General features: G+C 53.1%; 27 protein-coding genes, 1 tRNA gene and 1 pseudogene. 8 read left to right on the forward strand and 21 right to left on the reverse strand.

Annotation, left to right across the window (positions count from 1 at the left end; translation table 11 throughout):
• Positions 1 to 569: 569 nt before the first annotated feature.
• The 11 genes from F3J29_RS18760 to xerD all read right to left on the reverse strand — a co-directional run bounded on the left by F3J29_RS18760 (position 570) and on the right by xerD (position 10,478).
• Positions 570 to 1,016 (reverse strand): hypothetical protein, encoded by a 447-nt coding sequence (locus tag F3J29_RS18760; RefSeq protein ID WP_166868378.1) that lies wholly within the window; start codon positions 1,014 to 1,016, stop codon positions 570 to 572.
• Positions 1,017 to 1,072: 56 nt separating this feature from the next.
• Positions 1,073 to 1,501, reverse strand: a complete 429-nt coding sequence (locus F3J29_RS18765; RefSeq protein ID WP_166868379.1) for a hypothetical protein — start codon at positions 1,499 to 1,501, stop codon at positions 1,073 to 1,075.
• A gap of 160 nt (positions 1,502 to 1,661) precedes the next feature.
• Positions 1,662 to 1,988, reverse strand: coding sequence for a hypothetical protein (locus F3J29_RS18770; RefSeq protein ID WP_166868381.1), 327 nt, complete (start codon positions 1,986 to 1,988; stop codon positions 1,662 to 1,664).
• A 279-nt stretch (positions 1,989 to 2,267) separates the two neighbouring features.
• Complete coding sequence (locus tag F3J29_RS18775; RefSeq protein WP_166868383.1) at positions 2,268 to 2,843, reverse strand: hypothetical protein; 576 nt, start codon at positions 2,841 to 2,843, stop codon at positions 2,268 to 2,270.
• A 512-nt stretch (positions 2,844 to 3,355) separates the two neighbouring features.
• Positions 3,356 to 3,429: transfer RNA gene (locus F3J29_RS18780), tRNA-Gly, on the reverse strand.
• Between the two features lie 88 nt (positions 3,430 to 3,517).
• On the reverse strand, positions 3,518 to 4,267 hold the full coding sequence (actS, locus tag F3J29_RS18785) for an amidase activator ActS (protein WP_286175446.1): 750 nt from the start codon (positions 4,265 to 4,267) through the stop codon (positions 3,518 to 3,520).
• A 66-nt stretch (positions 4,268 to 4,333) separates the two neighbouring features.
• The gene (gene lysS / locus F3J29_RS18790) at positions 4,334 to 5,851 is read right to left on the reverse strand and encodes a lysine--tRNA ligase (RefSeq protein ID WP_166868385.1); all 1,518 of its coding nucleotides are present in this window, start codon (positions 5,849 to 5,851) and stop codon (positions 4,334 to 4,336) included.
• A gap of 9 nt (positions 5,852 to 5,860) precedes the next feature.
• Positions 5,861 to 6,959 (reverse strand): peptide chain release factor 2 gene (prfB, locus tag F3J29_RS18795; RefSeq protein ID WP_166868387.1). Its coding sequence is split into 2 segments (ribosomal slippage): positions 5,861 to 6,883 and positions 6,885 to 6,959, totalling 1,098 coding nucleotides; the frame shifts between segments, so codons are not numbered across the junction.
• A gap of 139 nt (positions 6,960 to 7,098) precedes the next feature.
• Positions 7,099 to 8,832, reverse strand: a complete 1,734-nt coding sequence (recJ, locus tag F3J29_RS18800; protein WP_166868389.1) for a single-stranded-DNA-specific exonuclease RecJ — start codon at positions 8,830 to 8,832, stop codon at positions 7,099 to 7,101.
• A gap of 6 nt (positions 8,833 to 8,838) precedes the next feature.
• A complete protein-coding gene (dsbC, locus tag F3J29_RS18805) occupies positions 8,839 to 9,555 on the reverse strand; it encodes a bifunctional protein-disulfide isomerase/oxidoreductase DsbC (protein ID WP_166868391.1) in 717 nt (238 codons plus the stop codon).
• Positions 9,556 to 9,581: 26 nt separating this feature from the next.
• Entirely contained in the window at positions 9,582 to 10,478 is an 897-nt protein-coding gene (gene xerD, locus F3J29_RS18810; RefSeq protein ID WP_166868393.1) for a site-specific tyrosine recombinase XerD, read from the reverse strand.
• Between the two features lie 102 nt (positions 10,479 to 10,580).
• On the opposite strand from xerD, the gene fldB reads away from it, so the two are divergent.
• Complete coding sequence (fldB, locus tag F3J29_RS18815; protein ID WP_085541156.1) at positions 10,581 to 11,102, forward strand: flavodoxin FldB; 522 nt, start codon at positions 10,581 to 10,583, stop codon at positions 11,100 to 11,102.
• Here the strand turns inward: fldB and F3J29_RS18820 are convergent.
• Both F3J29_RS18820 and sdhE read right to left on the reverse strand, forming a co-directional pair.
• A complete protein-coding gene (locus tag F3J29_RS18820) occupies positions 11,099 to 11,521 on the reverse strand; it encodes a protein YgfX (RefSeq protein WP_166868396.1) in 423 nt (140 codons plus the stop codon). The two genes, fldB and F3J29_RS18820, sit on opposite strands and share 4 nt — an antisense overlap.
• Positions 11,502 to 11,768, reverse strand: coding sequence for an FAD assembly factor SdhE (sdhE, locus tag F3J29_RS18825; protein WP_008461626.1), 267 nt, complete (start codon positions 11,766 to 11,768; stop codon positions 11,502 to 11,504). Before sdhE ends, F3J29_RS18820 begins: the two co-directional genes overlap by 20 nt.
• Positions 11,769 to 12,014: 246 nt before the next feature.
• Here sdhE and ygfZ point away from each other — a divergent pair, with 246 nt between their 5' ends.
• The gene (gene ygfZ / locus F3J29_RS18830) at positions 12,015 to 13,001 is read left to right on the forward strand and encodes a tRNA-modifying protein YgfZ (RefSeq protein ID WP_166868398.1); all 987 of its coding nucleotides are present in this window, start codon (positions 12,015 to 12,017) and stop codon (positions 12,999 to 13,001) included.
• A 52-nt stretch (positions 13,002 to 13,053) separates the two neighbouring features.
• On the opposite strand, the gene trhA is transcribed toward ygfZ, so the two are convergent.
• Positions 13,054 to 13,707, reverse strand: coding sequence for a PAQR family membrane homeostasis protein TrhA (gene trhA / locus F3J29_RS18835; RefSeq protein WP_166868400.1), 654 nt, complete (start codon positions 13,705 to 13,707; stop codon positions 13,054 to 13,056).
• Positions 13,708 to 13,880: 173 nt separating this feature from the next.
• Here trhA and F3J29_RS18840 point away from each other — a divergent pair, with 173 nt between their 5' ends.
• The 3 genes from F3J29_RS18840 to F3J29_RS18850 all read left to right on the forward strand — a co-directional run bounded on the left by F3J29_RS18840 (position 13,881) and on the right by F3J29_RS18850 (position 16,843).
• Complete coding sequence (locus tag F3J29_RS18840) at positions 13,881 to 14,474, forward strand: HD domain-containing protein (RefSeq protein ID WP_166868402.1); 594 nt, start codon at positions 13,881 to 13,883, stop codon at positions 14,472 to 14,474.
• A 42-nt stretch (positions 14,475 to 14,516) separates the two neighbouring features.
• The gene (locus tag F3J29_RS18845; RefSeq protein WP_166868639.1) at positions 14,517 to 15,245 is read left to right on the forward strand and encodes a MurR/RpiR family transcriptional regulator; all 729 of its coding nucleotides are present in this window, start codon (positions 14,517 to 14,519) and stop codon (positions 15,243 to 15,245) included.
• Positions 15,246 to 15,409: 164 nt separating this feature from the next.
• The gene (locus F3J29_RS18850; RefSeq protein WP_166868404.1) at positions 15,410 to 16,843 is read left to right on the forward strand and encodes a 6-phospho-beta-glucosidase; all 1,434 of its coding nucleotides are present in this window, start codon (positions 15,410 to 15,412) and stop codon (positions 16,841 to 16,843) included.
• Between the two features lie 191 nt (positions 16,844 to 17,034).
• On the opposite strand, the gene F3J29_RS18855 is transcribed toward F3J29_RS18850, so the two are convergent.
• On the reverse strand, positions 17,035 to 18,501 hold the full coding sequence (locus tag F3J29_RS18855; RefSeq protein WP_166868405.1) for a sensor histidine kinase: 1,467 nt from the start codon (positions 18,499 to 18,501) through the stop codon (positions 17,035 to 17,037).
• Positions 18,502 to 18,505: 4 nt separating this feature from the next.
• Positions 18,506 to 19,219, reverse strand: coding sequence for a response regulator transcription factor (locus F3J29_RS18860; protein WP_166868407.1), 714 nt, complete (start codon positions 19,217 to 19,219; stop codon positions 18,506 to 18,508).
• 144 nt (positions 19,220 to 19,363) lie between these two features.
• On the opposite strand from F3J29_RS18860, the gene F3J29_RS18865 reads away from it, so the two are divergent.
• From F3J29_RS18865 to F3J29_RS18875, 3 genes are read left to right on the forward strand one after another with little or no spacing between them, the layout of a single operon-like run.
• Positions 19,364 to 19,975: a cytochrome b/b6 domain-containing protein gene (locus F3J29_RS18865; protein ID WP_166868409.1), complete on the forward strand. Its 612-nt coding sequence runs from the start codon at positions 19,364 to 19,366 to the stop codon at positions 19,973 to 19,975.
• A 9-nt stretch (positions 19,976 to 19,984) separates the two neighbouring features.
• A complete protein-coding gene (locus tag F3J29_RS18870) occupies positions 19,985 to 20,746 on the forward strand; it encodes a molybdopterin-dependent oxidoreductase (protein ID WP_166868411.1) in 762 nt (253 codons plus the stop codon).
• Positions 20,747 to 20,781: 35 nt separating this feature from the next.
• Complete coding sequence (locus F3J29_RS18875; protein ID WP_166868413.1) at positions 20,782 to 21,039, forward strand: pentapeptide MXKDX repeat protein; 258 nt, start codon at positions 20,782 to 20,784, stop codon at positions 21,037 to 21,039.
• On the opposite strand, the pseudogene F3J29_RS22885 reads toward F3J29_RS18875, so the two are convergent.
• The 5 genes and pseudogenes from F3J29_RS22885 to gcvT form a co-directional block, all read right to left on the reverse strand.
• A pseudogene (locus F3J29_RS22885) lies at positions 20,983 to 21,102 on the reverse strand (hypothetical protein); the annotation flags it as partial. The gene F3J29_RS18875 and the pseudogene F3J29_RS22885 sit on opposite strands and share 57 nt — an antisense overlap.
• Positions 21,083 to 21,826 carry an SDR family oxidoreductase gene (locus F3J29_RS18880; RefSeq protein ID WP_166868415.1) on the reverse strand — a complete coding sequence of 248 codons (744 nt, stop codon included), beginning with the start codon at positions 21,824 to 21,826 and terminating at the stop codon, positions 21,083 to 21,085. The pseudogene F3J29_RS22885 and the gene F3J29_RS18880, both read right to left, overlap by 20 nt.
• Before the next feature lie 57 nt (positions 21,827 to 21,883).
• Positions 21,884 to 24,757: an aminomethyl-transferring glycine dehydrogenase gene (gcvP, locus tag F3J29_RS18885; RefSeq protein WP_166868417.1), complete on the reverse strand. Its 2,874-nt coding sequence runs from the start codon at positions 24,755 to 24,757 to the stop codon at positions 21,884 to 21,886.
• A 55-nt stretch (positions 24,758 to 24,812) separates the two neighbouring features.
• Positions 24,813 to 25,202, reverse strand: a complete 390-nt coding sequence (gcvH, locus tag F3J29_RS18890; RefSeq protein ID WP_008461608.1) for a glycine cleavage system protein GcvH — start codon at positions 25,200 to 25,202, stop codon at positions 24,813 to 24,815.
• 29 nt (positions 25,203 to 25,231) lie between these two features.
• Entirely contained in the window at positions 25,232 to 26,329 is a 1,098-nt protein-coding gene (gene gcvT / locus F3J29_RS18895) for a glycine cleavage system aminomethyltransferase GcvT (protein WP_166868419.1), read from the reverse strand.
• Positions 26,330 to 26,607: the final 278 nt, after the last annotated feature.

Below are 26,607 nucleotides of genomic sequence, written 5' to 3' on the forward strand. Positions count from 1 at the left end.
CTTCAGAACGGCGATGATCTGGTGTTCGGTGAATCGGGCTTTGCGCATGGCGATCTCCTCCGGGGACATAATCAGTATGCCGGAAGATCTCTAAATGTGAATGGTCCGGTTTGCCGGGATGCTTACATAATAAAGCGAGGCAAATTGCAACACAAGCAAACCCGTCTGACGCAGTGGTCGCGCTATGATATTTTGAGAAGATCCTATGAAATTATTAGTCGGCTAATCATTGAACTAAACAGATCATCCAGAGAGCCAAGGATATTTTAAGCATGGGGATGTAAACTGGAACGTGAAGAGAAGTGACACCTATGAGGCGGATTATGGGAATGAAGAGAACCTTACTTTGTGTGCTGGCATGCTGGGCGCATTGCATTAACTTTGGATGAGAAATTGAAGACAGACAGCGCGGAAATCTGCTTATATAGTTGTGCCACTTATGAAAATATAGTGACACTGAAACCACTACAGCTATGCCGCTGCACAATAACCTTAAAGGAGGATCAACTATTGAAAGAGAATAAAGATGTGCGTAACTAAATTAAAAAGGGAGATATTCCTCCCTGTTTTTAATCTGTAATTTTTGTAATTTCTTTGATCAGAAACATAAGCATATGTCGAAAATGATGACCAACTCGATCATACTCCAAAATTTCTTCAGTATCTGAAAAATTATAGTTATCACTACCTTTACAATGGTAATGATACTGTTCGCTTAATATATCCTCGTATCGATTATTTTTCTGATAAATATAAAGATCAATACTTAGATGACTGATCTTATTAAGGAGATTTAACTGAAACTTAAGATCCTCGTTGACCTTAAATAAAAGTAAGTTATGATTTTCGTCTTCTTTTAGTATCTCAATTCCATTACCAAGACTTTTTAACTGTTTAACTGCCTCGGTATAATAAAAACATTTTACATTTTGTATATCTTCAGAAGCTTCGCTAAAACTTCTCATTAAACCCATATCATCTCTATAATCAGAGACTGAAATTTTTTTCACACCCATGACCTCTTTCTCTATGTTAACATTAAAAATAGAATATTCGGTTCAAGCTAAATATGTTATTTTGGATAATAGCTTGCTTCACAGTTTCTACAATACCAGTGTTCACTGGTCCCCCAAGATGGGTTAGCTTTGGCAACACTTAAATGAAACACCAAAGAATTTTTTTCGTAGCATTTAGTGCAAAAAGGTGTTTCATCTCCTTCCAACCAATAAATATTGCCATCAAAAATCGGTTTGTTTTTTCCCTCAAGTTTAGCTTTCAGAGATTGAATCTCTTCTTCTTTGTTTAGCAAAACAGCCTTGAGGCTTATAAATTCGCTTTTTACTTCTACCAAGTCATCCAACAAGTCAATCAACGTATTGCGCATTTCTGCTGCATTAAGTTCATCATCCCCTTTTTTACGGAGATTGCGAACCAAATCAACAGATTTGTTAACAAGCTCAAGAGTACTAGAGATAGCAGCTAAAGAAGCTGGATCAGACATGAAATAACCTCTTTATAAAATTGAGATTGAAAGGATTATAACCATTCCTTCGTGAGGAAAAACCATCTTCCATATAAACCGTCATCTAAACCCTGTAGACATGAAAGAAAGATCTTTAATTTACAATCACTTCAGCCTATATAATATATAGTAGTTACTATTACACTTTATAATCAATTTCTTGATCATCAAGTTCTCCATGCCTAGAAATCTTGATTGAAAAGCGTTTGAATGTTTTGAAAAATTCCTCAAATGTCATTTCAACTTTTTCTCTTCTTAATTCCTGGTTGTCGTCAAAAACATAGGCTTCAACATCAAAGAAACGCTCTGCTGAGTAAAATGAAATACCCTTAACTACCTCACCATCATTCAGCATCCCTTTATTTCTCAGGAAATCACTAAAATCTTCCTGATCAGCGCTATCCGCTGCAACACTACCTTTCCAGTCGTCATACTGAACATGAGCTTTAAAGTGTTCTTTTTCCATATTATTTTTCCTTATCATGTATGTAATCAAAAGAAGATTAGCGTAGATCTTGGATAATACAAGCCATAAAGCCTGTTTAGTGGTAAATGCAACAACCGGAGCTTAACAATTTAATCAGGTTATCAGAGGTATAACACCTTATTACTCAGCATTTTTCTTTGATACGGTAGATATTATACACAGCAGTTACACTGACAACAAGAGCAATGGAATAGAGTAAAGCGCGAAAAAAGCAGCCCCTCCTTAACTTTATTTCTGCCATAATCATTAACCTAGCAATTAGCTTCTAAATCTTTGAAAACAACGTCGATCAATCTCTTCTGCTAATCTGGTATACATCTCTCCATAATTTAATCGTCCCATATCTGAGGAAATTCTCCAACCACACCCCTTGAAATTACACTTAATAATAGGAAATGGGACATAGTTATCGAAATCAACGCTAGAATGTTGGCTAAGAAGGCCTCCACATTTTGGGCACCTCATATGAAGGTTATTTAAAGAATAACCTCTATCTCCTAATCCTCTAATCCATTCCCAGGAAACTATAATTTCAAAAATAGTATCCGATGTATAATCCAAAAAACTCCCTTTCTGCACTGAAGCTTTCGATGAGATACGACGACGCATTACAAATCCAACAGTCGGCAAAATTACTAGCAATAGTATCGATAAGATAAGGATCGCCCATAAAGGCATTGTTACCGAAAAAGTAAGGATGGCCATTAACCATTGGAAGAACTGCTTAACGTAGTTCCATAGCCACACAACGACAGCGATCCCACCTCCACCAGTGATAAGTGCAACAATAACACCCGATATACTGTCTTTGCTAAGGTCTTTCCACCATGCCATAGAAATTCTTCTTATTTAACCTATTCTTTATGCTCAATTTTACAGCGAATCAGATTTAAGACAATAGTAACCATAAAGCCCCGTTAGTGGTATGGAGACAAGCGGAGCATAGCGACTTCATCAGATTGTCAGAAGGATCACACCTTATCAGGGTGCTCGTGTACCTTTCGGAGCGTGAGCGAAACGCTGGCAGAGCCGGATCTGTAGCTACCGGAGCATTAAGCATTACCACTATTTACCTGTTTACGTGACTCATAGGGCCACACATCGGGCTTAAATGCGTATGATCAATCTGTTTGGGAGTTGTGCCAGGTATGCGGCTTTTTGTTCGTTGTTGTGCTGTCGCGGTAAGAACGTGGAACCACCGCCAGCGTGATGATATGCTCCCTTGTACCACAGACCAATCACGCGACAGGTGCGGGCGTAGAACAATGGGTAGTTTAAGTTGTACCTGCTTTAGCGGGGCAACGTAACTAACTGATAAATCGTGATTTATTGATTTATCAGGAGACTGGAGCGGGCGAAGGGAATCGAACCCTCGTATAGAGCTTGGGAAGCTCTCGTTCTACCATTGAACTACGCCCGCTTTGAGGTGTGTTAGGCATTATAGACTTTCAGCTCGCGCTGGCAAGTGTCTTTGTGTCCAGGTGATGGTTTTTCAAGCACTTTTTAGATTAACACGAGGGTTTGAGGTAGCGCTGTGGGTCAATAGCGGTGGCCCGATAGCGAATCTGGAAGTGCAAACGCACCGAATCCGCACCCGTGCTGCCCATCGTGGCAATTTTCTGCCCGGCCTTCACTTTCTCTCCGGTATTCACCAGCATCGTATCGGTATGAGCATAAGCGGTGATGTACTCTTCGCTGTGTTTGATCATCACCAGATTGCCGTAGCCGCGCAGCTGGTTGCCGACGTAAACCACCGTTCCCGCACCGGAAGCATAAATGGGCTGCCCGCGAGAGCCTGAAATATCAATGCCTTTATTGCCTCCGTCACTGTCGGAGAACGGTTCAATAATGTTACCCTTCGTCGGCCACAGCCAGCAGCGAGCCCCCACCGGCGGCGGTGCTACTTTGGCAATGGTCGTATTTTGCGAACGAGAAGGCGCGCTGTTTTTGGCCGTTGCGGTATTTTTCGGTCTGCTTGCAGCGCCTGAGCCTTTGATCCGAATACGCTGTCCTACCTGGATGGTATAAGGCGCAGGGATCCCGTTCAGCCGGGCGAGCTCACCCACGCTGCTGCCGGTCATTCTGGAAATTTTTGAGAGCGTATCACCGCGCTTCACGGTGTAAACCGCGCCGCTGAAGGTGCCTTCGTTTCGGGTACTTTTGGCTGATTTTGAGGAGGAGCAGGCCGTCAGCATCAGGCTCGTCATGATAATGAAAGCGATGATGTGCCAGCGGTTAAAAATGCTTTCCTTGCGCAAACCAGTCCCCGGAAATGTTGATGAGCTTGAGGGAAATCCCCCTCCTTGCGGAGAGGGATGAGGGCGTTACTTAGTCGGACGCAGAGCCGGGAACAGGATAACGTCGCGAATAGTGTGGCTGTTGGTGAACAGCATAACCATACGGTCGATACCGATGCCCAGACCCGCCGTTGGCGGCAGGCCGTGCTCCAGCGCGGTGACGTAATCTTCGTCGAAGAACATGGCTTCGTCGTCGCCAGCCGCTTTCGCGTCAACCTGATCCTGGAAACGCTGCGCCTGGTCTTCTGCGTCGTTCAGCTCGGAGAAGCCGTTGCCGATTTCACGGCCGCCGATGAAGAATTCAAAGCGGTCGGTGATTTCCGGGTTTTCGTCGTTACGGCGCGCCAGCGGAGAGACTTCAGCCGGGTATTCAGTGATGAAGGTCGGCTGAATCAGGTGGCTTTCTGCAACTTCTTCGAAGATCTCGGTCACTACGCGGCCCAGGCCCCAGCTCTTCTCAACTTTGATGCCGATGCTTTCCGCGATGGCTTTCGCAGAGTCAAAGTTATCCAGATCGGCCAGGTTGGTTTCTGGACGGTGCTTTTTAATAGCTTCACGCATGGTGAGCTTTTCAAACGGCTTGCCAAAGTCGAAGGTTTCTTCGCCATACTGCACTTCGGTGGTGCCCAGCACGTCCTGAGCCAGAGTACGGAACAGGGATTCGGTCAGCTCAATCAGATCTTTGTAGTCCGCGTAAGCCATATAGAGTTCCATCATGGTGAACTCAGGGTTATGACGCGGAGAGATGCCTTCGTTACGGAAGTTACGGTTGATCTCGAAGACGCGGTCGAAACCACCCACCACCAGGCGTTTCAGGTACAGCTCTGGCGCAATACGCAGGTACATGTCGATGTCCAGCGCGTTGTGGTGAGTGATGAACGGACGAGCGGATGCGCCGCCAGGGATCACCTGCATCATTGGGGTTTCAACTTCCATGAAGTCGCGGCCAACCATGAACTGGCGGATACCGGCCATGATTTTAGAGCGGATTTTAAAGGTGTTGCGGGACTCGTCGTTAGCGATCAGGTCCAGATAACGCTGGCGATAGCGGGTTTCCTGATCGGCCAGGCCGTGGAACTTGTCCGGCAGCGGGCGCAGCGCTTTGGTCAGCAGACGCAGTTCGGTACAGTGAATGGACAGCTCGCCGGTTTTGGTTTTGAACAGCTTGCCGCGCGCGCCGAGGATATCGCCCAGGTCCCACTTTTTGAACTGCTCGTTGTAGATGCCTTCCGCCAGGTCGTCACGGGAGACATACAGCTGAATACGGCCGCCAACGTCTTGTAAGGTCACGAAGGACGCTTTGCCCATGATACGGCGGGTCATCATACGGCCAGCCACGCTTACCTCAACGCCCAGGTCTTCCAGCTCTTCGTTCTCTTTCGCATCGAAGTCAGCGTGCAGTTGGTCTGAGGTATGATCGCGACGGAAATCGTTCGGGAATGGGATACCCTGCTCACGCAGAGCCACCAGCTTCTCACGGCGCGCTTTCAGTTCATTGTTAAGATCGGCTGCTGCGTCAACGCCCTGTGCTTGTTGTTCAGACATGTTGGTTCCTCATAACCCTGCTTTCAAACTTGCTTCGATAAATTTGTCCAGATCGCCGTCCAGCACCGCCTGCGTATTGCGGGTTTCAACCCCGGTACGCAGATCTTTAATGCGGGAGTCGTCGAGGACGTAAGAACGAATCTGGCTGCCCCAGCCGATATCCGATTTGTTGTCTTCCAGAGCCTGCTTCTCAGCATTTTTTTTCTGCATTTCCAGCTCGTACAGCTTCGCCTTCATCTGCTTCATCGCCTGGTCTTTGTTCTTGTGCTGAGAACGGTCATTCTGGCACTGGGTCACGGTGCCGGTTGGAATATGGGTAATACGTACCGCAGATTCCGTACGGTTAACGTGCTGACCACCCGCACCGGATGCGCGATAGACGTCAATGCGCAGATCCGCCGGGTTGATGTCGATATCAATGTTGTCATCCACTTCCGGGTAAACAAACGCGGAGCTGAACGAGGTATGGCGGCGGCCACCGGAGTCAAACGGACTCTTACGCACCAGACGGTGAACGCCGGTTTCGGTACGCAGCCAGCCAAAGGCATAGTCGCCCTGAATGCGGATGGTCACGGACTTGATGCCCGCCACGTCGCCTTCGGACTCTTCAATAATTTCGGTTTTGAAACCACGAGCTTCTGCCCAGCGCAGATACATACGCTCCAGCATGCTTGCCCAGTCCTGCGCTTCCGTACCGCCGGAACCGGCCTGAATGTCGATATAGCAGTCGGCGCTGTCGTACTCGCCGGAGAACATGCGGCGGAATTCAAGCTGCGCCAGTTTGGCATCCAGCACTTCCAGCTCGGCAACGGCCTCGTTAAAAGTCTCTTCGTCGTCGGCCTCTACTGCCAGATCCAGCAAGCCGGAGACATCTTCCAGGCCCTGAGACATCTGATCTAACGTGTCGACAATGGCTTCCAGCGAGGAACGTTCTTTCCCCAGCGCCTGTGCGCGTTCAGGTTCGTTCCAGACATCGGGCTGTTCCAGCTCGGCGTTTACTTCTTCGAGGCGCTCTTTCTTGGCATCATAGTCAAAGATACCCCCTAAGAACGTCGCTGCGCTCTGTGAGGTCCTGGATGCGGCTTTTTACCGGGTTAATTTCAAACATGCTTAATTTCTTATGTTGATTTCAGAAGACGAAATGCGGTCGTAAACCGGAAAGTTTACCGGATTTACGCCGCATTTTGTAGCATTGTCCCTGATATATAGCCAAGTAATTCACGCTGGAGCAGCGTTGAGAATGCGGGCTAGATCGGCCAGAGATGATCAATTAAAAGCTGCACGCTTCGGTTGCCGCGAAACTCGTTCACGTCCAGCTTGTAGGCCAGCTCAACTTCGCGCACGCCGTTGTCCGGCCAGCGGGTGGTATCCACGTTGAAGGCGATACCGTCCAGCAGTGGGCCACCGCCGACAGGCTCCACCATCACCTTCAGGTGGCGCTCGCCCACCAGGCGCTGCTGGAGAATGCGGAATTTGCCGTCAAACAGCGGCTCCGGGAACATTTGCCCCCACGGTCCGGCATCTCTGAGCATCTCCGCCACTTCGAGCGTCATCTCCTGAGCGGACAGCGGGCCATCGGACCAGATTTCTCCCTGTAACAACGCCGGATCCAGCCACTCACCGACCAAATCACCAAAGCGCTGACGGAACTCCTCAAAGCGAGCCTCTTCCAGCGACAAACCTGCGGCCATGGCATGACCGCCGAACTTCAGCATCATGCCCGGATAAAGCGTGTCCAGACGTTCTAAGGCATCGCGCATATGCAGCCCCTGAACCGAGCGGCCGGAGCCTTTAAGCGTGCCGTCACCCGCAGGCGCGAACGCGATGACCGGGCGGTGGAAACGCTCTTTGATGCGCGAGGCCAGGATGCCGACCACGCCCTGATGCCATTCCGGGTGATACATCGCCAGCCCGTAAGGCAGCGTTTCGCTACTGCGCTCCAACTGCTCGCAAAGAGTCAGCGCTTCGACCTGCATACCCTGCTCAATTTCTTTCCGCGTTTGGTTCAGCGCGTCCAGCTCATTAGCCAGCATGCGTGCTTCGCCAATGTTTTCGCTAAGCAATAACGCCACGCCAACTGACATATCATCCAGCCGGCCTGCGGCGTTCAGGCGCGGCCCCAGGGCAAAGCCCAGATCGCTGGCGGCGATCTTTTGCGGTTCGCGGTTTGCCACTTCGAGCAGCGCGCGAATACCGGGACGGCATTTCCCCGCGCGAATGCGGCTGAGTCCCTGCCAGGTCAGAATGCGGTTGTTGGCATCCAGCGGCACAACGTCCGCCACGGTGCCCAGGGCGACTAAATCGAGCAGTTCAGCCAGGTTCGGAATGGCAAGGCCACGCTGCTCGAACCAGCCGCTATCACGCAGATGGGTACGCAGCGCCAGCATCAAATAAAACGCAACGCCAACGCCGGCCAGGGATTTAGATGGAAATGCGCAGTCGGCAAGATTCGGGTTAATGATGGCTTCGGCGGCGGGCAGTGTTTCCCCCGGCAGGTGGTGATCGGTCACCAGCACCGGGATCCCCAACGCATGGGCGCGTTCAACGCCCGCATGGGATGAGATGCCGTTGTCGACGGTCACGATCACCTGCGCACCGCGGGCATGGGCCTGATCGACCACCTCCGGGCTAAGCCCATAGCCATCCTCAAAGCGATTCGGCACCAGGTAGCCAATATTCTCAGCCCCCATGCTGCGCAGGGCCAGGACGCTTAGTGCGGTACTGGTTGCCCCATCGGCATCAAAATCACCAACAACGATGATACGCAGGCCTTCGCGAAAGGCGTTATAAAGCATGACCACGGCCCGATCGATGCCGCTGAGCTGCTGCCACGGCAGCATTCCTTTTACGCCACGCTCCAGCTCTTGTTCGCCACGCACGCCCCGGCTGGCATACAGCCGCTGTAACAAAGGAGGCAGCGTAGCCGGAAGTGCCACCGAGCTGTCAACGACCCGGCGGCGGAGTTGCGTTTGCTGTTTCACCCGAAATTAACCACCCGCTTTCATTAACTGCTTGTGGGCATCCAGCATTTGCTTCATCTCTTTAGGCCCCTGATAACCCGGGATCATGCTGCCGTTGCTCAGGACGATCGCTGGCGTCCCTTGCACGCCAAACTGCACGCCCAGGTTGTAGTGGTTAGCCAGGTTAATGTCGCAGCTCGCCGGTGCTACATCACCGCCCTTCATTGCGGCATCGAACGCCTTGTTACGATCTTTCGCGCACCAGATAGACTTCATGTCGCTCTCGGCCTGGCTTTGCAGTCCCTGGCGAGGGAATGCCAGATAACGCACGGTAATCCCCAGCGCGTTGTAGTCGCTCATCTCTTCGTGCAGCTTGTGGCAGTAGCCGCAGGTGATGTCGGTGAACACCGTAATCACATGCTGCTCCTTCGGCGCTTTGTAAACGATCATCTCTTTTTCCAGCGCGTACAGCTTGCCGATTAACAGCTGGTTAGTCACGTTCACCGGCTGTGCGCCGCTCACGTCATACAGCGGCCCCTGAATCACATGTTTCCCGTCTTCGGTGACATAGAGCACGCCGCTATCGGTCAGGACTGTTTTCATTCCGGCAACAGGCGCAGCCTGAATCTCAGCCCCCTGCACGCCTAGTTTTGCCAGGGATTGTTTAATAGCGGCGTCATCCGCGTGAGCAAAACCGGAAACGGAAGCGGCCAGCAGCGGAAGCAGCCAAAAACCTTTTTTCATGAGGATTCCTTTATCTCTTGTGGCACTCACGCTCGAGGGTGGTGCTGTTGATGCAGCTGACGTAAACGCGCCGTCGCTACATGTGTATAAATTTGTGTGGTGGACAAGTCACTATGGCCCAACAGCATCTGTACGACACGAAGATCCGCACCATGGTTCAGCAGGTGCGTGGCAAAAGCGTGCCGCAGCACATGCGGAGACAGTTTTTCGCTGTCGATGCCAGCCAGCACGGCATAATGCTTAATGCGGTGCCAGAAGGTTTGTCGCGTCATTTGCTGTGCGCGATTGCTGGGGAAGAGCACATCCAGAGACTGCCCGTTTAACAACTCCGGGCGGCCATATTTCAGGTACTCTTCAATCCAGTACACGGCTTCTTCTCCCAGCGGCACCAAGCGCTCTTTGTTGCCTTTACCGATGACCCGCACCACGCCCTGCCGCAGGCTGATGTCGCTCATTGTAAGCCCAACCAGCTCCGAAACACGCAGCCCGGTTGCGTACAATACTTCAAGCATGGCTTTATCGCGAAGCTCGATAGGCTGATCGACACACGGAGATTGCAACAGCCGTTCAACCTGAGCCTCGCTTAAATCCTTCGGCAAACGCTGGGGCAGTTTGGGGGATGAAAGCAGCGCACTGGGATCGTCCTCCCGCATTTTTTCGCGATACAGGTACTGAAATAACCGCCGCATGGCGCTGAGCAACCGCGCTGAACTGGTGGCTTTATAACCGCCCTCAACGCGCTCGGCAAGCAGTGACTGGAGATCCGAAGCCTGAACGGTTAAAAAACTAAGCTGGTGACGCTGCAGCCACTCGGCCACCATAGTAAGATCGCGGCGATAGGAGCTGAGCGTATTTTCCGCCAGATTTCTTTCCAGCCACAGCGCATCGAGAAACTGTTCTATACGGATCTTATCCTGCTCCACGCTCCACTCCTGATTTGGCGAATTGTGTCCATTATGCATGATGGCGGACGGGATCTGGTACACTTGGCCATCTGCACGCGATTAAAATGAGTTGTTATTGCTATGAACATTGGTCTTTTTTACGGCTCCAGCACCTGCTATACCGAAATGGCCGCCGAAAAAATTCGCGACATCATTGGCCCGGAACTGGTGACGCTTCACAACCTAAAAGACGACGCTCCGGCCATGATGGAGCAGTATGACGTTCTGATCCTCGGCATACCGACCTGGGATTTTGGCGAACTGCAGGAAGACTGGGAAACTGTCTGGCCGCAGCTGGATGAACTGAACCTGGAAGGCAAACTTGTGGCGCTTTATGGTATGGGCGACCAGCTTGGCTACGGTGAGTGGTTCCTGGATGCGTTAGGCATGCTGCACGACAAACTGGCACCGCGCGGAGCACAGTTCATCGGCTACTGGCCAACGGAAGGCTACGAATTTACAAGCCCAAAACCGGTCATTGCCGACGGGCAGCTGTTTGTTGGCCTTGCGCTGGATGAAACCAATCAGTACGACCTAAGCGATGAACGCATTGAAACCTGGTGTGAACAGATCCTTGGCGAAATGGCTGAGCGCTTTGCTTAAACCTGCCCGCTTCTGCTCGCCTGTTGCTGCATCAGCAGGCGGCGCAGCTCTCGCCATTCGCCGATATCCATGCTGTCAGCCGCCAGCCAAAGATGCTGGCAGCGCTGTTTTCCGGCCCGTCGCAGTCTTAGCATCGCCCCGGTATCAATAATCCACGGATTTCCGACGATATCCCAGTCACGACCCTGCCAACGCAGACGAAAATCCGTCAGCAGTTTAATTTCGCCCTGGCGAGCGTGAATGCGGCGCTGGCTGCGTACGCTGTCGAAAACCACAAGGGAAAGCAGCAGCATCCAGACCAGCGTGTAGCTCATCGGCCACGGCATTAGCAGCACGAATAGCGCCACCAGGCCGTGGAGAAGCAACGACATCCATTGCGCACGCCAGGAAACCCGCAGATCAGATTGCCACAGGACCACGTTCTTTATTCCGCGTTTGGATCAGGGCAACCATACGTTGAAGCTCGGCATCTGCTGGTTTACCGTGGTTCATCAACCAGTTAAACAGGTCCGGATCGTCAGACTCAAGCAAGCGAACGAACAACTGCTTGTCGCTGTCGCTGAGCGTTTCGTATTCATGTTCGAAGAACGGCATAATCGAAATATCGAGCTCGCGCATTCCACGGCGGCATGCCCAGTGAATTCGGGCTTTATTATTGATATCCATGTGCACTTTCCTGCTTAGCCATCAAGTTGGGTACGGAGTTAGTGTAACGTGTTTTTGTCACCGGGATTACCTGAATGTTCCATTGTGCGCGTTTTCCCCACGCTAACCCGTGTAACAGCATCGATTGCACCAGATTTTCCGAGGCAACATGCAAACGCACAAATGGCTTTATCAAACTGCTTGCATTGCCCTCTGGCTCTTTTACCATTGAGAAATTAAACCGTTGGATAACCCGGGATCTTTGTTATGGCTTTTAATCCGTTTCCTCCTCGCCAGCCCAGTGCCGCCGCCCGCCTACCGCTGACGTTAATGACGCTGAACGACTGGGCTCTCGTGACTGCCGTGGGTGCAGATGCTGAGAAATACCTTCAAGGTCAGGTTACTGCCGACGTCGCTAAACTTGACGCAGGCCAGCATCTGCTATGTGCCCATTGCGATGCCAAAGGGAAGATGTGGAGTAACCTGCGCCTGTTCCATCGCGGTGAAGGCTTCGCGTTTATTGAGCGCCGAAACCTGCGTGATGCCCAACTCACCGAGCTGAAGAAATACTCCGTCTTCTCCAAAGTCACTTTTAGCGCGGATGACACCAGCGTCCTGTTAGGCCTGGCGGGTTTTCAGGCGCGCTCTGCACTGGCTGCTATCTTTGCTACGCTGCCGGATGAAGAGACTCAGGTTATCCAGCACGGCGAAACGACCTTGCTGTGGCTGAACCTGCCGGCTGAGCGCTTCCTGATTGTCACTGACGAAGAGACGGCTCAGGCGCTAACCGAAAAACTCACTGAAGAAGCGCAGCGCAATGATAGCCAGCAGTGGCTGGCGCTGGATATCGAAGGCGGATTACCGGTCATTGATAGCGTCAACAGCGCACAATTTATTCCACAGGCGACAAATATTCAGGCGCTGGGCGGAATTAGCTTTAAAAAAGGCTGTTACACCGGCCAGGAAATGGTTGCCCGAGCCAAGTTCCGCGGGGCAAATAAACGCGCACTTTGGCTGCTGTCCGGGAGCGCAAGCCGCGTGCCTGAAGCAGGCGAAGATCTTGAATTGCAGATGGGTGAAAACTGGCGCCGTACCGGCACCGTGCTGGCCGCTTCGCGATTAGAAGATGGCCGTCTTGTTGTGCAGGCGGTGATGAACAACGATCTTGAGCCTGACAGCGTCTTGCGCGTACGTGACGATGCAAACAGCAAGCTCGCGCTTGAGCCACTGCCTTATTCTCTGGAAGAAAACTAATCGAACGCTGAGCCCCGAAACCGGGGCTCACTATTTTGACTAGTTTGGCGCGTTAACGGATGTAGAGATAAATCGCGAGGAAATGGCAGACGCTGCCACCCAGTACAAACCCGTGCCAGATGGCGTGGTTGTAAGGAATGCGTTTGCAGACGTAGAAAATCACCCCAAGCGAATAAACGATGCCGCCAATCGCCAGCAGCGTAACGCTGCCGGGAGCCAGTTTGACCACCATCTGGTAGATAACCACCAGCGACAGCCAACCCATCAGCAGATAGGTCACCAGCGATAGCACCTTAAACCGGTGGGCAATGGTGAGTTTAAACAGAATGCCCGCCAGCGCCAGGCTCCAGATAACAATCATCAGCCCTTTTGATAGCGGCGAGTTGAGCCCCACCAGCAAAAACGGGGTATAAGTGCCGGCGATCAGCAGGTAAATGGCGCAGTGGTCGAACTTTTTGAGCCACCGCTTGGCCCGCTCGTGCGGAATGGCGTGGTAAAGCGTTGAGGCGAGAAACAGCAGGATCATGCTGCCGCCGTAAAGACTGTAGCTGGTAATTGCCGTTGCGCTGGCATTGGCATCGACCGCCTGCACCAGCAACAACACCAGGCCAACAATGCCGAACACCAGCCCAATGCCGTGGCTGAGGCTATTGGCTACTTCCTCTGCCAGAGAATATCCATGCGCGATAAGTGGTTTCCGAGCCATCTGGCTCCTCCCGAGATAAAGAAGAATAACGCAGCGTTCCTAGCCTAACTGAGAATGATTCCAGTGAACACATGTAAGCTAAAATAAATATGTGAACGCCTGTGACGACGCCCTTCGTCAGCCTGGAGGATTTCTTTTACAATCAAACGACAGCAAAAACGAGGGGAAACACGATGCAACAGGCATTTGGTGAAATGAGCGCAGTCATCCATTTCCTGATGGAGATTGATAAGCTGAAACTGGTTCAGCGTCGCACCAAAATCATCGGTCATGAAAGACATGAAAACTCTGCCGAGCACAGCTGGCACTTCGCTATGGCGGCAATGAGCCTCGCCCCCTGGGCAGAAAAAGAGGTGAATATTCAGCGCGTGATCCAAATGGCGCTGCTGCACGACATCGTGGAAATCGATGTTGGCGATGTGCTGGTTTATGACATTGCGGCCCGCGAAGCCATCGCCGAAAAAGAAGCGGCGGCAGCGCGTCGTCTGTTTGGTTTATTACCCTCGCCACAGGGGCCAGAATTTCTTTCACTGTGGCAAGAATATGAGGCCGGCACCACGCCCGATGCCCGCTTTGCCGGCGCGCTGGACCGCATTTTGCCTATTTTGCTAAACCTGCATAACGAAGGGCAAAGCTGGCAAGAGAATAATATTTCCCTGCAGCAGGTATTAACCCGCAATGCGCAGGTGGGAGAAAGCTGGCCGGAATTATGGCAACATGTCGAGCGTCAATTATACCAGGCGCAAGAGAAAGGCTGGCTGCGTTAGTTTCAGTCAGCCGTGAGCGCCGAACCAGCAGGAAGAAAAAGTATGTTTACCCATGCGGCAATCGCCACCCTGAACGGCCTCGAAATGATGGTGTACAACTTTGTCATTAAAAACAAAGACAAAGTCATGTATATGACCATCCGTGAGCTGGCGGATGCCGCAGGTGTCTCCACCACTACCGTGCTGCGCTTTTGCCGCAAACTCAACTGTGAAGGATATTCAGAGTTTCGCGTTCGCTTTAAATTATATCTGGAGCAAACCGAAACTCAGCCCGCTAATTTCGGCAGCAGCGAAATTATTAGTTTTTTCAAGAGTACAAATAATGAAGAATTCGATAACTTAATCGAACATGCCGTAGATATTATATGCTCCTCCGAACGTATTATTTTTGTTGGCGCGGGAACATCTGGTGCTTTAGCTAAATATGGCGCGCGGTTCTTCTCAAACGTTGGAAAATTCAGCAATCATATTGATGATCCCTATTTCCCGGTCACCAATGATATGGCACGTAATGCGTTAGCTATTGTGCTTTCTGTTTCCGGTGAGACGGAAGAGATCCTGCGCTTTGCCAGCCAGTTCAGCCTTCACAACTGCAAAGTGATGTCCATCACCAGCCACGAAAACTCATCGCTGGCGAAGCTGGCTGACTTTAATATCTCCTGGCATATTCCACCGGTGCGTATCGCAGGTGTGTATGACATCACCACACAAATCCCCGTTATTTATATTCTTGAAACCATTGGCCGTCGACTGGCAAAAAGAATGCTATAAAAAACACGCTGTTTTTTATTTGTGACAAATCACAATTCGCGCTATTTGTTATATCGTGACAATCCGCTTTCATTTGTTAGACTCCAAAGCAGAAATAATACTTTCAGCGCGACAGTGTAAAACTATGCACATTATTTTATGCGCTAACAATGAGATCAAAGAATATGAAACAACTTAAGTTACCGAAGGACTTTTTATGGGGCGGCGCAGTTGCCGCTCACCAGGTGGAAGGCGGCTGGAACAAAGACGGTAAAGGTCCAAGCATTTGTGACGTACTGACGGGAGGCGCCCACGGCGTCCCGCGCGAGATAACCCTGCAGGTCGAACCCGGCAAATACTACCCGAACCACGAAGCAATTGATTTTCATGGCCGCTACAAAGAAGACATTAAGCTATTCGCCGAGATGGGCTTCAAGTGTTTCCGTACCTCCATTGCATGGACCCGCATTTTCCCTAACGGTGATGAACTACAGCCTAATGAGGCTGGCCTGAAGTTCTACGACGATATGTTCGATGAACTGCTGAAATACAATATCGAGCCGGTCATCACGCTCTCCCACTTTGAAATGCCACACCATCTGGTCACCGAATACGGCGGCTGGACCAACCGCAAAGTGGTCGATTGCTTTGTTCGTTTCGCCGAAGTCGTGTTCGAGCGTTACAAGAGCAAAGTGAAGTACTGGATGACCTTCAACGAAATCAATAATCAGCGAAACTGGCGCGCGCCGCTGTTCGGCTACTGCTGCTCCGGCGTGGTTTACACCGAGCACGACAATCCGGAAGAGGTAATGTACCAGGTGCTGCACCACCAGTTTGTGGCGAGCGCAATGGCGGTGAAAATCGGCCACCGCATCAACCCGGAAATGAAGATTGGCTGCATGCTGGCGATGGTGCCACTTTATGCCTTCTCCTGTAAGCCAGAAGATCAGATGTACGCCCAGGAGTCGATGCGGGAGCGTTACGTGTTTACCGACGTACAGCTGCGCGGCTATTACCCGTCTTATGTACTGAACGAGTGGGAACGTCGCGAGTTCAACATAAAAATGGAAGCCGGTGACGAGCAGATCCTGCGCGAAGGCGTCTGTGATTACCTCGGCTTCAGCTACTACATGACGAACGCCGTTCAGGCCGAAGGCGGCACCGGCGATGCGCTTTCCGGCTTCCAGGGCAGCGTGCCGAACCCGCACGTTAAAGCCTCTGACTGGGGCTGGCAAATTGACCCGGTTGGCCTGCGCTATGCGCTGTGCGAACTGTATGAGCGCTACCAGAAACCGCTGTTCATCGTAGAAAACGGCTTTGGCGCTTACGACAAAGTCGAGGCGGACGGCACCATCAACGATGACTACCGCATTGATTATCTGCGCGCTCACGTTGAAGAATTGAAAAAAGCCGTGACCTACGACGGCGTGGATCTGATGGGCTATACGCCATGGGGCTGCATCGACTGCGTGTCATTTACTACCGGCCAGTACAGCAAGCGCTATGGCTTTATCTATGTGAACAAACACGACGACGGCACCGGCGATATGTCTCGCTCCCGCAAGAAAAGCTTCAACTGGTACAAAGAGGTGATTGCCAGCAACGGCGAGAATCTCTAAAGCAAAAGGCGCCTTCATGGCGCCTTTCAGACAGATGACAAACTTCTGGCAAGAGAAGACGCACCTGGCTGCTCGTAAATAAACAGGAAAATCAATTCATTGATTTTCGGCTGCTCACCACAAAGAGGGAAAAACCACGCTTTTTCCCCTTTGTCAGCAACCTCAAAGGCGCCTTCATGGCGCCTTCTTACTTAAACGGGCAAGCCAAACCGGAAACAGGCCCCCTGCTTTGGCTGGTCCACCAGCGAAATATCGCTGCCGTGCAATTGCAGCATCTGACGAACTATCATCAGTCCAAGCCCGCCCACCCTGAGCCGGGATTGATTCACAATCGAAGGCCGGACAAACAGCCCTTCTTTTAGCTCCTGCGGAATGCCTGGCCCGCTGTCGCTGACCTGCACCATGACTTTATCCACCTCTTTCCACAGCCGGACCGAAATCACGCCTTTGTCCGGCGTATGGCGAATGGCGTTGTCCAACAGATTGGTCAATACTCGCTCAATCATGCTGACATCGGCTTCAATTAGCGGCAATCCAGGCTGAATGTCGGCCAGTAGCTCCAGCTGGCGAGTTTGCGCCGGTAGCTCAAATTTCTGGAACACATCCTGCAGCAATTCGCTCAGGGAGAAGCTCTCTTTATGCGGCTTCACCACCCCGTATTCCAGCCGCGCCAGTTCGAACAGCGACTGCGCCAGCGCCCCAACCTTCTGACTCTGCGCCAGCGCAATATCCAGATAGCGCTTTTTCTCCGCTTCGCTCAGCGTCGCCGACATAACCGACAGGCTTTCCAGGTAACCATGCAGCGACGTTAGCGGCGTTCTCAGGTCATGGGAGATATTGGCGATAAACTCGCGCCGCAGCTGATCTTGCTGGGTCAGGCTATGCCACTGCTCGGAGATTCGCCCGGCCATGGCAATGACCCCGTGGCGCAGTTGAGCAAGCTCATCCCCATCTCCACCCGGTTTTTGCGGCAGAGCCGCCATCGCCTGCATTTCAGCCATTCCCCCTGATTCCAGCGCCTTAACGTGCTGCGAAAGTTCGCGAAGCGGGCGTGTGATCCAGCGAAACGCCAGGCCACCCACTACCAGCCCCAGCACGCAGATCAGGCTGAGCAGAAACAGACTTAGCTTCAGGACGGCATCAAACTGAGCGCTATTGGCAAGCTGATTGTAGGTCTCTCCCAGCAGCACCACGTACAAATAGCCTTCCAGCTTACCGTCCCGCATCATCGGCGCCACGCTAAAGACCTTCTGCCCGTCCAGGCTGCGCGGGTCGTCACCATAAAGCGGGAATTTGCCGCCGTTCAGCGCCGCCCGCAGCGGGGCGAGATCGACCTGATGGCGCTTGATGTGCCCATCCGGCGCCGCGTCGCCAATAATGTTGCCTTGTTTATCCAGCAGGTAAACTTCCACGCTGGGGTTAACGGCCATCAGATGGTCGAACAGCGTGCGAACCGAGTCTTTGTTCAGCCCATCCTGCCCGAGCAGCGGGTAGCTCTGGTTGATATGCTGCGCCAGGTCACCGGAAAGTTGCTGAATCACGGCCTGGCTGTACTGCGTGCTGGTACGCACCTGCAGCCAGCCCAAAAAGGCGCAGGCGGTCAGCAGCAGCACGGCAAAAACCAGCGTCAGGCGACGGGAAAGCGTAAGAATTCGCATAGGGTTACTCACGTATCAGGGCGGTAAACTTGTAGCCTTTACCCCACACGGTGCGAATAAAATTCGGCTCCGCCGGGTTATCTTCAATCTTGATGCGCAGCCGGTTGATGTGGGTGTTGACGGTGTGCTCATAACCTTCGTGCTGGTAACCCCAAACCTGGTTGAGCAGATGCAGCCGCGAAAACACTTTGTCCGGGTTGCGGGCAAAAAAGTAGAGCAAATCGAACTCACGCGGGGTGAGTTCTACGGGCATCTGGTTCAGCCGAACATCTCTGGCCAGCGGATCAATCGTAAGCGGACCAAAAGTTAGCGTGCCGGCGTCTATCTTAAGGTTTTGGCTCATCGCCTCCTGACGGCGGAACAGCGCCTTCACGCGGGCGACCAGTTCGAGCATTGAAAAAGGTTTTGCCAGATAGTCGTCCGCGCCCAGCTCAAGCCCCAGCACGCGGTGCGTTTCGCTGGAGCGAGCGCTGATCATAATAATCGGCGTGTAACGCGTCATGCTTCTGGCAAAGCGGCAAATCTCCAGGCCATCGACGCCCGGCAGCATCAAATCAAGAATCAGCGCATCCCAACCGCCCTGCCTGAGCTTTTCCAGTCCGACATTGCCGTCGGCGGCATGCACAATCTCGAAGCCTTCTTCCCGCAAATGCAGCTGCAGAAGCTCGGCGATATTTTCGTCGTCTTCTACGATCAGTATTTTTTTTGCCTGATTCACTTTGTCTGTCCCCACACGCTGGCATAGCCAAAGTTTACACAACTCGCGTCGGTTAAGTTGTCACATTTAATTTAACTTTGCGTGAGGCAATGGGGAACAAATCTGGCCAATACTCGCTGCATCGAATCACGAGGAAGCCGGACGATGGAAAGCTCAACGCTGCATACCGCCCCAACGCTTATTCACCCGCTATGGCTGAGGCTCTGCCACTGGCTGAATGCGCTGGCGATCCTGATTATGGTCACCAGCGGCTGGCGCATTTATAACGCCTCTCCACTGTTTCATTTCCAGTTTGCCAACGCATTGACGCTCGGTGGCTGGCTGGGCGGCGCGCTGCAGTGGCACTTTGCCGGGATGTGGCTGTTTGCGGTCAACGGCGTGATTTATCTGTTGTGCAATCTCTTCAGCGGCCGCTTTAAGCAAAAATACTGGCCCTTATCGCCTCGTGAATTCTTCCAGGACGCCTTTGCGGCGCTGCGGGGGAAATTAGCCCACGCTGACCTGAGCCATTACAACATGGTGCAAAAGGCGGCCTATCTGTTTGTTATCGCCGACAGCCTGCTACTGGTTGTTTCCGGCCTCGTCGTGTGGAAATCCGTGCAGTTTGCCCTGCTGCGAGAATTGCTTGGCGGCTATGACGCGGCGAGGTTGATCCACTTTTATGCCATGTCCGCCCTGGTCGGTTTCGTGGTGATTCATCTGCTGATGGTGGCGCTGGTGCCCCGCACGTTGCTCGCCATGCTCCGTGGCCGCTGAGGAAGAAACATGAGCGATAAAAACGAAATCATTAAAGAAGCGACGCAGCTGATTAATAAGCAGCTCACGCAGGAAGGCCGCCGTCGTTTTTTAAAGCAGGGCTTGACGCTCGGCGGCATCGCAATGCTCACCGGCTGCGATATCAGCGATAACGCCACGGTTGAAAGTTCTCTCAGCAAGATTTCACGTTTTAACGACCGCATTCAGGCCTGGCTGTTTAACGGCAGCCAACTGGCACCGGTTTACCCGGAAAGCATGATCGACGCTAACTTCCCGTTTAACGCCTTTTACGGCGAGGACGAAGCGCCGGACATCAACGGCGACAGCTACCGCCTGGAGCTTGCCGGGCTAATTACCGACAAGCGCCCGTGGACGCTGGCACAACTTCACCAGATGGCGCAGGTCAACCAGGTGACTCGCCATATCTGCGTCGAAGGCTGGAGCGCCATCGGCAAATGGGGCGGCGTCCCTTTTGCCCTGTTTCTGAAAGGGATTGGGGCCGACCTGCGAGCCAAATACGTCAGCTTTAAATGCGCGGATGACTACTACACCAGCATTGATATGGCCACCGCGCTGCATCCACAAACGCTGATTGCTTTAACCTGGGATGGCAAAGTCCTGCCGCGCAAATATGGCTACCCGATGAAACTGCGTATCCCTACCAAACTCGGCTACAAGAACCCGAAGCATATTCAGGTCATTGAAGTCACCAATCGCTACCCCGGCGGCTACTGGGAAGACCAGGGCTATAACTGGTTCGGTGGTAGTTAACTCTCTGTCTCACTGCAAAATCAAGGAAATACATCATGAAAAAGATCTACGCTGCCCTGCTGTGTTCCACCATGCTGTTCGGTATCGCCGGGGCTAACGCTGCGGACTCAATGAGTAAAGATTCTATGGCCAAAGACGGCATGGGCAAAATGACCCATACCTGTAAAGACGGCATGAACAAGGACGGTATGAAGAAAGATTGCATGTCCAAAGACGGAATGAGTAAAGACCATATGGGCAAAGACAGCATGGCTAAAGATGGTATGGCTAAAGACAGCATGAGCAAGCAATAAGCCTGCCGCTACGCCAGTCTCACCCTCTTCTGGCGTAGCGAACTCATTTCCCACCTGCCGCATCAATAAAGGTGCCGGTCACGTAAGAGGCTTTTTCGCTCAGCAGCCATAGAATGGCCTCCGCGATCTCTTCCGGCTGACCGCCGCGCTGCATCGGCAATGCCGTTTTCACCCGATCAACTCTCCCCGCTTCTCCGCCGGAAGCATGCATTTCGGTATAAATAAAACCGGGCCGCACGCCGTTCACGCGGATCCCCTGCGCGGCAACCTCTACCGCCAGCCCGGTGGTCAACGTATCGACGGCACCTTTGGACGCGGCATAATCAACATATTCCCCAGCAGCGCCTAAGCGCGACGCGGCAGAAGAGACATTCACAATGGCGCCTCCTTCCCCACCGTGACGCCAGGCCATGCGCTTCACCGCTTCCCGGCAGCAGAGAAAATACCCGGTAACGTTTGTCGTCAGCACGCGATTGATACGTTCCGCCGTAAGGTTTTCAATGGTCGATTGCTGGAACAAGATCCCGGCGTTATTCACCAGCGCGGTCAGCGGCCCAAATGCGTTATCGATTTCGGCGAACATCGCCATCACCTGCAGCTCATCGGCAATATCCGCCCGCAGCGCCAGCGCTTCTCCGCCCTGAGCAATGATTGTATTAACCACTTCATCCGCAGCCTGCTTATTACGGAGGTAGTTCACCACCACTTTATAACCATGCTGAGCCAGCAAAAGCGAGGTTGCTTTACCTATTCCCCGGCTGCCGCCGGTAACCAAAGCTATCTTCATGTGACTCTCCAGAAATAAGAAAGGGCACCGAAGTGCCCCTGGTTCAATCTGTAAAAACTATTCGTACTCGCTCATCGGCACGCAGGAGCAGAACAGATTGCGGTCGCCATAAACGTCGTCAAGGCGTTTCACGGTTGGCCAGTATTTATTGCCGTGGCCGGCCGGGAAGACCGCCAGTTCGCGGGTGTACGGATGCGCCCACTCGGCAACGATTTCGTCCTGAGTATGCGGCGCGTTCACCAGCGGGTTGTCTTCCAGCGGCCATTCGCCTGCAACGACGCGGTCGATTTCGCTGCGGATGGACAGCATCGCATTAATAAAGCGATCCAGTTCCATTTTGCTTTCGGATTCGGTTGGCTCAACCATCAGCGTGCCCGCCACCGGGAACGACATGGTTGGCGCGTGGAAGCCGAAGTCGATCAGACGCTTGGCGATATCCAGCTCGCTGATGCCGGTTTCTTCTTTCAGCGGACGAATATCCAGAATACATTCGTGAGCCACGCGGCCGTTCGCGCCGGTGTACAGCACCGGGTACGCGGACTTCAGGCGGGTCGCGATGTAGTTGGCGTTCAGAATCGCTACGGAGCTGGCTTTCTTCAGGCCATCCGCGCCCATCATGCGGATGTACATCCAGCTGATTGGCAGAATGGAGGCGCTGCCAAACGGGGCGGCGGACACCGCGCCTTGCTGGGTCAGCATCTCTTCAATCTGCACCACGCTGTGGCCAGGCACAAACGGCGCCAGATGCGCTTTCACGCCGATTGGGCCCATGCCCGGACCGCCGCCGCCGTGCGGAATACAGAAGGTTTTGTGCAGGTTGAGGTGCGAAACGTCCGCGCCGATATAGCCCGGCGTGGTGATCCCCACCTGGGCGTTCATGTTGGCGCCGTCCAGGTAAACCTGGCCCCCAAACTGATGCACGATCTGGCACACTTCGCGGATCGTTTCTTCGTACACGCCGTGGGTGGACGGATAGGTCACCATGATGCAGGAGAGCGCTTCGCCCGCCTGTTCAGCTTTAATACGCAGATCCTGCAGATCGATGTTGCCCTGTTTATCACAAGCCACGACGATCACTTCCATACCCGCCATTTGTGCCGAAGCCGGGTTGGTACCGTGCGCAGAGCTTGGGATCAGGCAGATGTTGCGGCTGCCCTCGTTACGGCTTTCGTGGTAGCGGCGGATAGCCAGCAGGCCAGCGTATTCGCCCTGGGCACCGGAGTTTGGCTGCATGCACAGCGCGTCGTAACCGGTCAGTTTCACCAGCCAGTCGGACAGCTGAGCGATCATCTGGTGGTAGCCTTCCGCCTGGTTTGCCGGGCAGAACGGGTGCAGCTCAGCAAATTCCGGCCAGGTGATCGGGATCATTTCGGCCGCGGCATTCAGCTTCATGGTGCAGGAGCCGAGCGGGATCATCGCCTGGTTGAGCGCCAGATCTTTACTCTCCAGAGAGTGCATATAGCGCATCATCTCAGTTTCGCTGTGGTAGCGGTTAAAGACCGGGTGGGTCAGGATCGCGTCGTCACGCAGCATCGGAGCCGGAATGGATTGGCTGTCGTTCGCAACGTCGCGATCCAGCTTGTCGATATCCAGGCCGTGAGCGTCGCCCAACAGCACGTCGAACAGGGCAACAACATCTTCACGGGTGGTGGCTTCATCAAGAGTGATGCCTACCGCGTTCAGGATGTCGCTGCGCAGGTTAATTTCACGCGCTTCGGCGCGCGCCAGCACGGAAGCTTTGTCAGCCACTTCAACACAAAGGGTGTCGAACCAGTGTTTGTGACGCAGAACCAGGCCTTTCTGCTGTAGGCCTGCGGCCAGAATGTCGGTCAGGCGATGGATACGACCCGCAATGCGCTTCAGGCCGGCCGGGCCGTGGAAGACCGCATACAGGCTGGCAATGTTCGCCAGCAGCACCTGGGAAGTACAGATGTTGGAGTTCGCTTTCTCGCGGCGGATGTGCTGCTCGCGGGTTTGCATCGCCATGCGCAGCGCGGTGCGGCCAGCGGCATCGCGGGAAACGCCGATAATACGGCCTGGCATGGAGCGTTTAAATTCATCGCGAGCGCCGAAGAACGCCGCGTGCGGGCCGCCGTAGCCCATTGGGACACCGAAGCGCTGGGCTGAGCCGAAGACAATATCCGCGCCCTGTTTACCCGGTGCGGTCAGCATCACCAGCGTCATGAAATCTGCGGCTACGCTGACCACAACCTTGCGCCGCTTCAGCTCGGCAATCAGCGCCGTGTAGTCATGCACTTCGCCGGTGGTGCCCACCTGCTGAAGCAGCACGCCGAACACATCCTGATGATCCAGCACTTTGGCAGCATCATCGACAATGACGTCAAAACCGAAGGTTTCCGCGCGAGTACGCACCACGTCCTGCGTTTGTGGGTGAACGTCAGATGCCACGAAGAAACGGTTGGCGTTTTTCAGCTTGCTGACGCGTTTGGCCATCGCCATGGCTTCAGCTGCCGCGGTGGCTTCATCAAGCAGAGAAGCGGAAGCGATATCCATGCCGGTCAGGTCAAGCGTGACCTGCTGGAAGTTCAGCAGCGCTTCCAGGCGGCCCTGAGAAACTTCAGGCTGGTAAGGCGTGTAGGCGGTGTACCAGCCAGGGTTTTCCAGCATATTACGCAGAATCACCGGCGGCGTTTGTACCGCGGTATAACCCATGCCAATGTAAGTTTTGAAGCGTTTATTGCGGCTGGCAATGCCTTTTAACTCAGCCAGGGCAGCAAACTCGGTCGCTGCAGCGCCAATCTGAGGCGGCTCAGCAAGCTGAATGTCCTGCGGAACAATGCTGGCGATAAGATCGGTCAGCGTCTTCGCGCCGACGGTCTCCAGCATCTCTTGCTGCTGCTGCGCGTCCGGGCCAATGTGACGGTCGATAAACGCTTCGTGATTCTCTAACTGACGTAAAGACTGGGTCATGAGCGGTGATTCCTGAAATGGTTTCCCCTCCCCACCAGGAAGAGGGGTTTAAAAATTACTCGTCTTCTAACAGTGCTTCATAGGCAGAAGCATCCAGCAGCGCGGCAACCTGTGCTTCGTCGCTGGCTTTAATTTTGAAGATCCAACCTTCGCCGTAAGGCTCGCTGTTGACCAGCTCCGGGCTGTCGCTCAGCGCGTCGTTGACCGCAACGATTTCACCGCTGATTGGGGCGTAAATGTCAGAAGCCGCTTTCACGGATTCAGCAACGGCACAATCATCACCGGCAGAAACGGTGGCGCCCACTTCAGGCAGGTCAACAAAAACCATATCGCCCAGCAGTTCCTGCGCGTGTTCGGTGATGCCCACGGTGTAGCTACCGTCAGCTTCTTTACGCAGCCATTCGTGCTCTTTGCTGTATTTCAGTTCGTTCGGCACATTGCTCATTGTTTTCTCCTGATACCTGATTTCAAAATTTAAAGCGCGACCGGCTTACCGGCGCGAACAAAAATAGGTTTGGTGACTTTGACCGGCATTTCGCGGTTGCGGATCTGCACGATCGCCGTTTCACCGATGCCCGCCGGGACGCGAGCCAGCGCAATGCTGTAGCCGAGCGTTGGCGAGAAGGTGCCGCTGGTGATTGCCCCTTCGTGCGTATTGCCCTGCGCGTCGGTAAACCGTACCGGCAGCTCATTACGTAATACGCCTTTTTCGGTCATGATCAAGCCAACCAGCTCTTCGGTACCGTTCGCACGCTGTGCTTCCAGCGCTTCACGGCCGATAAAATCACGATCTTCCGGCTGCCACGCAATGGTCCAGCCCATGTTCGCGGCCAGCGGAGAAACGCCTTCGTCCATGTCCTGGCCGTAAAGGTTCATGCCCGCTTCCAGACGCAGCGTGTCGCGAGCGCCCAGCCCGCAAGGCTTAACCCCGGCTTCAACCAGCTGCGCCCAAAATCCTGCTGCCTTGTCGTTAGGCATCGCAATTTCATAACCCGCTTCGCCGGTGTAGCCAGTGGTGGCAATGAACAGATCGCCGGACTGCACGCCAAAGAATGGCTTCATGCCTTCAACGGCTTTACGCTGCTCTGCGCTAAACAGCGTGGCGGCTTTGGCCTTCGCATTCGGCCCCTGAACGGCAATCAGCGCCAGGTCGTCACGCACGGTAACGGACACGCCAAACGGTGCAGCGTGCTGGTTGATCCAGGCAAGGTCTTTTTCACGAGTAGCGGAGTTAACAACGAGGCGGAAATAGTCTTCGGTGAGGAAATAGATAATCAGGTCGTCAATCACGCCGCCGGAAGCATTGAGCATGGCAGTGTAAAGCGCTTTGCCCGGCTGGGTGAGTTTGGCGACGTCGTTGGCGACTAAGTAACGCAGAAACTCGCGGGTACGGCTGCCGTGCAGATCGACGATGGTCATGTGCGACACGTCGAACATACCGGCGTCGGTGCGTACGGCGTGGTGCTCATCAATTTGCGAGCCGTAGTGCAGCGGCATCATCCAGCCGTGGAAATCAACCATGCGGGCACCGCAGAGCGTGTGCTGTTCAAATAAGGGGGTCTGTTGAGTCATCTTTTCCTCTTTAACCATCTGGTTGCAAAGCGGATTTGGCTTTGCCAACCGTCAGACGAAACCCGGCATCGCCACCGTTCCCCGATAGCGACGCAAACGTTACCTTTGACCTGAACTTACCACCGAACGGGGGCGTAAACCATAAGCGAAAAACGGTCATTGCATTAGCTTATGACCAAAATGGGAGAGGAAGTGTGCAGAGTAATTCACTGTAAAAATGCGATTCACTCCACATTAACAGCAGGTATTTGATGTCGAATTTAGCACTAGCTAACATT

This window comes from Enterobacter sp. Cy-643, assembly GCF_011752815.1.
Taxonomy (GTDB): Bacteria; Pseudomonadota; Gammaproteobacteria; order Enterobacterales; family Enterobacteriaceae; genus Cedecea.

Bases quoted from the DNA above. Each gene is read 5' to 3' on its own strand.
- F3J29_RS18760 (WP_166868378.1), bottom strand. From the start codon at position 1,016: ATGGGTGTGAAAAAAATTTCAGTCTCTGATTATAGAGATGATATGGGT.
- F3J29_RS18765 (WP_166868379.1), bottom strand. From the start codon at position 1,501: ATGTCTGATCCAGCTTCTTTAGCTGCTATCTCTAGTACTCTTGAGCTT.
- F3J29_RS18770 (WP_166868381.1), bottom strand. From the start codon at position 1,988: ATGGAAAAAGAACACTTTAAAGCTCATGTTCAGTATGACGACTGGAAA.
- F3J29_RS18775 (WP_166868383.1), bottom strand. From the start codon at position 2,843: ATGGCATGGTGGAAAGACCTTAGCAAAGACAGTATATCGGGTGTTATT.
- lysS (WP_166868385.1), bottom strand. From the start codon at position 5,851: ATGTCTGAACAACAAGCACAGGGCGTTGACGCAGCAGCCGATCTTAAC.
- dsbC (WP_166868391.1), bottom strand. From the start codon at position 9,555: ATGAAAAAAGGTTTTTGGCTGCTTCCGCTGCTGGCCGCTTCCGTTTCC.
- fldB (WP_085541156.1), top strand. From the start codon at position 10,581: ATGAACATTGGTCTTTTTTACGGCTCCAGCACCTGCTATACCGAAATG.
- sdhE (WP_008461626.1), bottom strand. From the start codon at position 11,768: ATGGATATCAATAATAAAGCCCGAATTCACTGGGCATGCCGCCGTGGA.
- ygfZ (WP_166868398.1), top strand. From the start codon at position 12,015: ATGGCTTTTAATCCGTTTCCTCCTCGCCAGCCCAGTGCCGCCGCCCGC.
- trhA (WP_166868400.1), bottom strand. From the start codon at position 13,707: ATGGCTCGGAAACCACTTATCGCGCATGGATATTCTCTGGCAGAGGAA.
- F3J29_RS18840 (WP_166868402.1), top strand. From the start codon at position 13,881: ATGCAACAGGCATTTGGTGAAATGAGCGCAGTCATCCATTTCCTGATG.
- F3J29_RS18845 (WP_166868639.1), top strand. From the start codon at position 14,517: ATGTTTACCCATGCGGCAATCGCCACCCTGAACGGCCTCGAAATGATG.
- F3J29_RS18850 (WP_166868404.1), top strand. From the start codon at position 15,410: ATGAAACAACTTAAGTTACCGAAGGACTTTTTATGGGGCGGCGCAGTT.
- F3J29_RS18855 (WP_166868405.1), bottom strand. From the start codon at position 18,501: ATGCGAATTCTTACGCTTTCCCGTCGCCTGACGCTGGTTTTTGCCGTG.
- F3J29_RS18865 (WP_166868409.1), top strand. From the start codon at position 19,364: ATGGAAAGCTCAACGCTGCATACCGCCCCAACGCTTATTCACCCGCTA.
- F3J29_RS18870 (WP_166868411.1), top strand. From the start codon at position 19,985: ATGAGCGATAAAAACGAAATCATTAAAGAAGCGACGCAGCTGATTAAT.
- F3J29_RS18875 (WP_166868413.1), top strand. From the start codon at position 20,782: ATGAAAAAGATCTACGCTGCCCTGCTGTGTTCCACCATGCTGTTCGGT.
- F3J29_RS18880 (WP_166868415.1), bottom strand. From the start codon at position 21,826: ATGAAGATAGCTTTGGTTACCGGCGGCAGCCGGGGAATAGGTAAAGCA.
- gcvP (WP_166868417.1), bottom strand. From the start codon at position 24,757: ATGACCCAGTCTTTACGTCAGTTAGAGAATCACGAAGCGTTTATCGAC.
- gcvH (WP_008461608.1), bottom strand. From the start codon at position 25,202: ATGAGCAATGTGCCGAACGAACTGAAATACAGCAAAGAGCACGAATGG.
- gcvT (WP_166868419.1), bottom strand. From the start codon at position 26,329: ATGACTCAACAGACCCCCTTATTTGAACAGCACACGCTCTGCGGTGCC.